General features: G+C 71.8%; 7 protein-coding genes. 5 read left to right on the plus strand and 2 right to left on the minus strand.

What is annotated here, in order from left to right; genetic code table 11:
- The first annotated feature begins 5 nt into the window (after positions 1-5).
- From AW274_RS13065 to AW274_RS13075, 3 genes are all read left to right on the plus strand, one after another.
- On the plus strand, positions 6-689 hold the full coding sequence (locus AW274_RS13065; protein WP_062338085.1) for a response regulator transcription factor: 684 nt from the start codon (positions 6-8) through the stop codon (positions 687-689).
- Complete coding sequence (locus AW274_RS13070) at positions 686-2,047, plus strand: sensor histidine kinase (protein ID WP_062431267.1); 1,362 nt, start codon at positions 686-688, stop codon at positions 2,045-2,047. Before AW274_RS13065 ends, AW274_RS13070 begins: the two co-directional genes overlap by 4 nt.
- 89 nt (positions 2,048-2,136) lie before the next feature.
- Positions 2,137-3,609: a serine/threonine-protein kinase gene (locus tag AW274_RS13075; protein ID WP_063813258.1), complete on the plus strand. Its 1,473-nt coding sequence runs from the start codon at positions 2,137-2,139 to the stop codon at positions 3,607-3,609.
- Here the strand turns inward: AW274_RS13075 and AW274_RS13080 are convergent.
- Positions 3,595-4,248 carry a hypothetical protein gene (locus AW274_RS13080; protein WP_198169158.1) on the minus strand — a complete coding sequence of 218 codons (654 nt, stop codon included), beginning with the start codon at positions 4,246-4,248 and terminating at the stop codon, positions 3,595-3,597. The two genes, AW274_RS13075 and AW274_RS13080, sit on opposite strands and share 15 nt — an antisense overlap.
- A gap of 76 nt (positions 4,249-4,324) precedes the next feature.
- The gene (locus tag AW274_RS13085) at positions 4,325-5,527 is read right to left on the minus strand and encodes an ROK family transcriptional regulator (RefSeq protein WP_062431968.1); all 1,203 of its coding nucleotides are present in this window, start codon (positions 5,525-5,527) and stop codon (positions 4,325-4,327) included.
- A 69-nt stretch (positions 5,528-5,596) separates the two neighbouring features.
- Here AW274_RS13085 and AW274_RS13090 point away from each other — a divergent pair, with 69 nt between their 5' ends.
- Entirely contained in the window at positions 5,597-6,439 is an 843-nt protein-coding gene (locus AW274_RS13090; protein ID WP_198169159.1) for a LacI family DNA-binding transcriptional regulator, read from the plus strand.
- A gap of 85 nt (positions 6,440-6,524) precedes the next feature.
- Positions 6,525-7,793 carry an ABC transporter substrate-binding protein gene (locus AW274_RS13095; RefSeq protein ID WP_062431271.1) on the plus strand — a complete coding sequence of 423 codons (1,269 nt, stop codon included), beginning with the start codon at positions 6,525-6,527 and terminating at the stop codon, positions 7,791-7,793.
- Positions 7,794-7,799 lie beyond the last annotated feature (6 nt).

A 7,799-nucleotide genomic window follows, 5' to 3' on the forward strand; every position in this document is an offset into this window, starting at 1 on the left:
AGCAGATGGGCGCACACCGGATCCTGGCCGTCGACGACGACCCGGCGATTCTCCGGGTGCTGCGGCGCGGGCTCACCCTGGAAGGCTTCGCCGTGGAGGCGGCCGGCGGCGGCCAGGCCGCCCTGGAGATAGCCGACCGGGTCGACGCGATCGTCCTGGACGTCTCGATGCCCGGCGTGACCGGCATCCAGGTGTGCGCCGAACTGCGCCGCCGCGGTTCTGAGGTGCCGATCCTCATGTTGTCGGCCCTCGACGAGGTCGCCGACCGCGTCGCCGGTCTCACCGCCGGGGCCGACGACTACATGGTCAAACCGTTCGACCTCACCGAACTGGCGCTGCGGCTGCGGGCGCTGCTGCGCCGGGCGGGTGCGGCGGCGCCCGTCGGCTCGGGTGTGCGCGCGGGCGGGCTGGTGCTCGACACCGACGGCCGCGACGCCGTCTTCAACGGACGCCCCCTCTCGCTCACCCGGCGGGAGTTCGACCTGCTCGAGGTGCTGGCCAGGAACCACGGCATCGTGTTGTCGCGCGAGGTGCTGCTCGAACGCGTCTGGGGCTACGACTTCGCGGTCACCGCCAACGCGGTCGAGACGTTCATCGGCTACCTGCGCAGGAAACTCGAAGCCGAGGGCGAGCCCCGGATTCTCGAGACGGTCCGCGGCGTCGGCTACGTGCTGCGGGTCCGGTCGTGAGACTGTCGACCCGGTTCGCGCTGGGCGTGGCCCTCTTGATGCCGCTGCTGGTCGGGCTGGCCGGGCTGCTGTTCGTCCGGTTGTCGGTCGACGACCTGGAGACCGCCCGCGACGCGCGGCTGACCCAGCGCCTCCAGGCGTTCACCCCGCTCGCCCTGAACCACACCCAGCGCCCGCTCCGGTTGCGCCCCCCGGAGGGCGAGTCGTCCGAGGGCGTGTACGTCGACCCGGTCCGCGGCCAGCCGCTGGTCATCGGCGCCGTCCCGCCGAAACTGCCGCCCCCGGCGACGGCGCCCGCGACCGACGGGACCTGGCGTTACGTCAGCACCGACCTGGGCCGCCGCGGCCGCCTGTGGATCTTCGAGGAGCAGGGCCCTCTCCAGGCCCAGATCTCCGACCTGTACGACCAGCTCCTGATCGCCACCCTGATCGCGCTGGCCGCCGGGGCCGCCGCCGGGCTGACCCTCGGCCGGTTCACGCTCCGCCCGCTGACCCGCCTGACCAAGGACGTGAAGGCGGGCAACGGCCGGCTCACCCGCAAGACCCGCGCCCGGGAGATCGACGAGCTGGCCGGCCTGGTCAACCGCCTCCTCGACCGCCGCGACGAGGCCGTGCACCGCACCGCCGAGGCGCTGGAGACCGCCCGCGCCTTCGCCGCCACCGCCGCCCACGAACTGCGCACCCCGCTGACCAGCATGGGCGGCAACATCGCCCTGCTCGGCTACCCGACCCTGCCGCCGGAGGACCGCGTCGAGGTCATCCGCGACCTGGCCATGGAACAGGCCCGCGTCGAACGCCTCATCACGATGCTCCGCCAGCTGGCCAGGGGCGAACTGATGGAACCCGACTCGCTGAAGGACGTCGACCTGGCGGGGGTGAGCGAGGTGGCCGTACAGGAGGCGACCCGAAGGCACCGCCACGCCCGCTTCGTCGCCCACCTCCCCGACGCGGCCATGGTCAGGGGCTGGCCCGAGGGCCTGCGCATGATCGTCGACAACCTCCTGGAGAACGCCGCCGTCCACGGCGTCGGCCCCCACGGAACGGTGCGGGTGGAGCTGTCGGTCCGCGTGGAGGGCACGGTGGCCCTGCTCCGCGTGGCCGACGACGGCCCCGGCATGCCGCGCGAACTGCACCAGGAGGCGTTCAACCGCTTCAGCCGCCGCGCGGGCAGCCCCGGAACGGGCCTCGGCCTGACCCTGATCCACCAGCAGGTCGTTCTGCACGGAGGCACGGTCGAGATCGAGCCGTCGTCGGGACGCGGGTTGTCGGTCCTGGTGCAGATGCCGATCGCGTGGCGGCCCGACGGGCCGAGCGACGGATTGTCATGGTTGTCGCTGCACCAGAAGGGCGTTGCCTGAACGCGCCAGATGTGAGGTCACAGACCGGTCTCGCCCGATAAGCGCGGCACACTGACAAGGATCTGTCAGCGCCAATCGGGGATGGTGTCATGTCAGTGGTCGACGACGCCTGGGCTGTGACGGTTCCAGCCGGCTATCAGGTGGGGGAGTGGGAGGTCACGCGGCCGATCGCCTCGGGGAGCTGGGCCAGCGTCTACGAGGGCAGGCGGTCGTGCGGGCGGGTGTCGGCGCTCAAGTTCCTGCCGACAGGGACCGTCACCCGCCGGCAGGTGCGCCACCTGCGGGACATGGCCCAGCGCGAGATCCGGCTGCACGACCAGCTGCGGCACGACCGGCTCATCGGCCTGCACGAGATCATCACGGTCGACGACGCCGCGCGGCCCGAGCTCGACGGCGCGTGCGTGCTGGTCACCGAGCGGGCGGAGCGGTCGCTGGCCGATCTGGTCGAAGACGGCGTCGCGGTACGGCGCACGCCGCGCATCCTGGCCGAGATCTGCGAGGGTCTCGCGCACATGCACGAGCAGAAGTGGGTGCACGGCGACCTGAAGCCGAGCAACATCCTGCTGATGGCCGACGGCTCGGTGCGGCTGGCCGACTTCGGGCTGAGCGCCGAACTGCACGGCACCCACGGCTACCTGCCGCCGATCGGGTCGATGGACCACCTGCCGCCCGAACGCTGGAGCGAGCCCCTCACCGTGAAGGGCAACGCGGTCCGCACCTCGGCCGACATCTGGGCCCTCGGCGTCACGGCCTGCCAGCTCTTCACCGGCCGCTACCCGTTCGCCGCGCCGACCGCGCGCGGCCGCTACGTCGCCGCGGCCGAGTACGCCGCCGGGCACCGCGGCCTCGACCTGCCCGCGTCGATCCCCGAGGGCTGGCGGGCGTGGATCGCCGCGTGCCTCTCCCGGGACGCGCGGGCCCGGCCGACCGCCTTCGACCTGCTGCACCGAGCGCGCGTGCTCAACGGCGCGCCCGACCCGACCACCCCGCTCCCGAGGCGGCTGGCCCGGTCGGTCGTGGCCGGGCTCCTGGTCATCGGCTGTACGGCGGCCTCGACCGTCCAGGACCTCTATCACGACCCCTTCGCGCGGTGGCTGAACCCGGCGGCGACCGACATCCCGGTCGAGTACAAGGAACTGATCGTCGAGGCGGGCACGATGTGCGAGGAGCCGGGGCTCAGCCCGGCGCTGGTCGCCGGCATGCTGAAGGCCGAGAGCGACTTCGACCCCGCGTTGTCCGACCCCGACAACCACGAATACGGCATCGCCCGCTGGACGCCGAGCGTGCTCCAGTACTACCTGCCGAACGACCGGCGGGGCACCGTGCCGGAACCGCCGCTCACGGTGCACGACTCGATCCCGGCGGTCGGGCGGTACCTGTGCGTCAGGCTGCCGCTGATGTCGTCGGTGCCCGGCGACCCGGGGCTGCTGGGCGCGGCGGCCTTCCGCAGCTCCGACGACGTGATCCGAAGGGAGAACGGGGTGCCCGAGCGTTTCCGCGCCCACGTCGAGAAGGTGCGCGCCGCCCGTGACCGCTATCTGCCCACGTCAGCCGTCGAGTAGCTTCAGGTGCTCCTCGCGGACGAGGTCGAAGCGCAGCGCGATCGAGACGAGTGAGGCCCGCTGCCAGTCTGCCTTGCGGGTCTCGCCGTCGGGCTTCACCCGCAGCTTGGTGCGCGCCAGGTAGTCGATGTGGAAGTTGACCCCGCTGCGGGTCAGGTCGGCGCCGCCGATCCGGTCGAGGATCTGCGGCACGGTCGGGATCACCGTGGACGCGCAGTCGCGCAGCTTCGGCTCGCACAGGGCGACCAGGACGAGGAAGTACTTCGCCGACTCGTCGAGCGAGAACATCGACAACGTCGGCTCGCCGTGATGAGGCCGGGCGCGGTCGACGAAACGGTGCTGCGAGGCGAACACGAGAAACGAACATTCGCCGACGGCGACCGGCAGCACGACCCGCGCGAATTCGAAGGGAATGGGCGCGGCGGCCCTTCCCGGCGCCACTTTGACGTATTCGCCGCCGCCTTCCGGATTCTCCACGACCAGCGTGGAGTCGTGGCTGAAATTGGTCAGCATCCAGAAGTCGTGCACGGCCGTGACGGCCCCGGCCAGGCGGGACACCTCGGGATGGGCCAGCGGGAAATCGACGGGATGATTCTCCGCGCCACGCCCGAACGTGACCTCTTCACCGGGATTCAACACCAGCGTTCCCGTGGTGGATCTCTCGCCCTGCAGAAGAACTGTTCGGTCGACGGCCACCCCGCCAGCCTAAGCTCAGCTAATCCTGGGGCGCGGCCACCTGGGGGCCGTGGCCGGGGGCGACCGAGCCCTGGAGGACCAGGGCCGCGCCGCCGATGGCCGCCGAGTCGCGCGGGTTGCTCGACAGGTCGACCTGCACGGGGTGGACGTGCCGCGAGAACGCGCTCTCGCCGAGCCGGCGCCGGATCTCGCTGACGTACCGGGAACCGGCGACCGCGAAGCCCGGCCCCGCGAGCACAAGCGTGTCGAGGTCCCACAGGTTGGCCAGGGTCAGCGCGCCGTCGGCCAGCAGCGAGGCCGACTCGTCGATCAGCGCGCGGGCCTGGTCGTCGCCGTAGACGGCGGCGCGGGCGAGCACGTCGAAGGCGCGCGGGTAGGGGTCGTCGGGGCGGACGCCGAGGCGGTCGGCCAGGCCGGGGATGGTGCGGGCGCGGGCGACCAGGGCCGCCGGGGCGGCGTAGAGCTCCAGGCAGCCCCGGTTGCCGCAGCGGCAGAGGGCGCCGTCGCGCACGACCGACACGTGGCCGATCTCGCCCGCGTTGGAGCTGGCGCCGCGCTGGAGCGATCCGTCGAGGACGACGCCCGAGCCGATGCCCGAGTTCATGTAGAGGCAGCCGAAGGTGCGGTCGCGGGAGACCTGGCGTCCCCAGAACTCGCCGACGGAGGCGGCGGCGGCGTCGCTGTCGACCAGCACCGGCACGCCGAGCGCCGACAGCTCACGCCGCAGGTCGAGCTCTTCGAGGCCGGGCACCGCCAGGAACCGGCCGCGGGCGACGTCGACCGGGCCGGGCGCGACGACGGCCAGCCCGGCCACGCTCTGCGGGGCGAGGCCCAGCCCGGCGGTCACGTGGTGGTAGAGCGCGGCCAGTTGCGCGACCAGGTCGTCGGAGACCGCGACGAGTTCGCGGCCGATGGTGCCGCCGCGGGTGTCGGTGACCACGCAGGTCAGCGCGTCGGCGCCGACGCGGATGCCGACGCCGTACGCCGAGCGCGAGTTGATGACCAGCATGGTGCGCGGTTTGCCGCCGGTCGCCACCGTGTCGCCGGTCTCCCGCACCACCCCGTCGTCGAGCAGGCGGCGCACGATGTTGGAGATCGTCGGCTGGGTCAGGCCGGTCGCCTTGACGAGTTCCACCCGGCTGATCGGGCCCGACGACCGGATGAGGTCGACGACGAGCGCACGGCTCCCGGGTCCCGCAGCCGCGGACTCTCGCCTGGCCAACGTGACCCCTTCCACCTTCACCGGCATTACCTTTACGTGCCACGAGGTTAGTTCACGAGGAGGCTGTCGATGGTCGCTGGTCCGCGGGCGGGCACGCCGGTGGGGCTCGCCCTGGTGCGAGACGCAGAGGTCCTCGGGGCCGAGCCGTTCTTCCACGAGTTCATCGCGGGCATGGAACGGGTGCTGGTGCCGCTGGGCGTGCCGGTGCTGCTGCAGGTGGTGGCGACGGTGGCGCAGGCGTCCGGGCGGATGCGGGAGTGGGCGGCCGCAGACCAGGTGCAGGGGGTCATCCTGATCGACCTGCTGCCGGGCGACGAGCGGGTGGCGCTGGTCGGCGAGCTGGGCCTGCCGGCGGTCGTGATCGGCGACCCCGTCACCGCGCGGGGGTTGCCGGCGGTGTGGACGCAGGACGAGGTCGCGATGCGCGAGGTGGTCGCGAAGCTGGTCGAGAAGGGCCACCGGCACCTCGGCCACGTGGCCGGACCGGCCGAGATGGCCCACACGATTATCCGCCGCCGCACGTTCGACGAGGTCGCGGCCGGGCATGGCGTGCGCACGACCACGTTCGACGGCGACTACTCCGAGGCGGCCGGGGTCCGGGCCGTCGCGGCGCTGGCGCAGATGGACGACCGGCCGACCGCGCTGGTCTTCGACAACGACGTCATGGCGCTGGGGGCGCTGCAGGAGGCGGCCCGTCTTCAGATGACCGTGCCCGGCGTGCTCTCGCTGATCGCCTGGGACGACTCGGCGCTCTGCCAGCTGGCCGAGCCGCCGCTCAGCGCGGTGAGCCACGACGTGCAGGCTCTCGGCGAACTGGTGGGGGAGGCGCTCCGGGAGATCCTGGCCGGCGCCCCGGCGAAGGTGATCAGGGCGGTGCCCGCGGCGCTGGTGACCCGAGGGTCGAGCATTTAATAGATTACTAATCTTTCTTATTGACCCCGGGGCGTCCGGTCCTGTTTGCTGTGGTGCAGCACACCCCAGCAGCAAAGGAAGCCCCATGCGTCGCATCGCCTTCGCGGCCGGAGCTCTTGTTCTCGCCCTCGCCTCCTGCGGCACCTCCGCCGAGGAGCCCCCGGCCGCCCAGGGCGGCTCCATAGACGTCGTCACCCGCTGGACGGCCGGCAACTCCGCCGCCGCGGCCCAGAAGCGGGTCTTCGATAAGTTCACGGCCGAGACCGGGATCACCGTCAACCTGACCGAGGGCCTGGAGGCCATCGACGACCAGGTGGAGACCGCCGTCGCGGCCGGCAAGTCGCCCGACCTCGTGATCGTCAACCTCTTCGACAAGACCGTCGGCTGGCTCGACGCCGGGGTCACCGTCCCGGTCGACCAGTACGTCAAGGACTGGGGCCTCGAAGGGAAGATCAAGCCCGAGGCGCTGAACGAGTGGAAGGCCGCCGGCGGCGTCCAGGGCCTGCCCTACTCCGGGTTCGGCTGGCCGCTCTGGTACAACACCGAACTGCTCGCCAAGGCCGGGGTCGCCGCGCCGCCGAAGACCACCGACGAGCTCAAGGACGCCGCCAAGAAGCTGCGCGCGGCCGGCATCGGCCCGATCACCGTCGGCGGCAACGACTGGACCGGCCAGAAGCTCTTCTACCAGATCGCCCAGTCGTTCACCGACGCCGCGACGATGCAGAAGGTCATGCGGGAGGGCGGCTACTGCGCCACCCCGTCGGTGCTGAAGGGCATCGAGTTGTTCACCGACCTGCGCGACGCCGAGGTGTTCGTCGACAACGTCGCGGGCCTGTCGGCCGACGACATGTACGCGTCCTACTACTCCGGCAAGGCCGCGATCATGTCGGCCGGGTCGTGGGCGTACACGGAGTCGAAGGCGGCGGGAACCGGCATCGAGACCCGCACCACCCTCGGCGGGTTCCCCGTGCCGAGCGGGTCGGCCTTCACCAAGCCGACCGCCTACCAGGGCTTCACCGGCGTCGGCTTCATGATCACCAAGCGGGGCGCCTCGCCGGAGAAGATCGACCTGGTCAAGCAGCTCGTCACCCGCTTCTACGACGACGCCACGGTCGGCGACTTCGTGAAGGACAGCAGCATCGTGCCGCCGACCACCGGCGACTTCGCCTCCTACGCGACCGACCCGCTGTTGAAGGCGTCTCTTGGCCTCGACGGGGCCGTCGACTACGCGGTCCTGCCGGACGTCTGGATCGGGTCGGCCTCCGACCCGATCACGACCGTCCTGGCCGGAGCCTATGGCGAGGCCACGCCGCAGGAGATCTGCGCGGGCCTCGACACCGCCACGCAGGGCTGAGCGACC

The organism is Herbidospora daliensis, from assembly GCF_001570585.1.
GTDB lineage: Bacteria > Actinomycetota > Actinomycetes > Streptosporangiales > Streptosporangiaceae > Herbidospora > Herbidospora daliensis.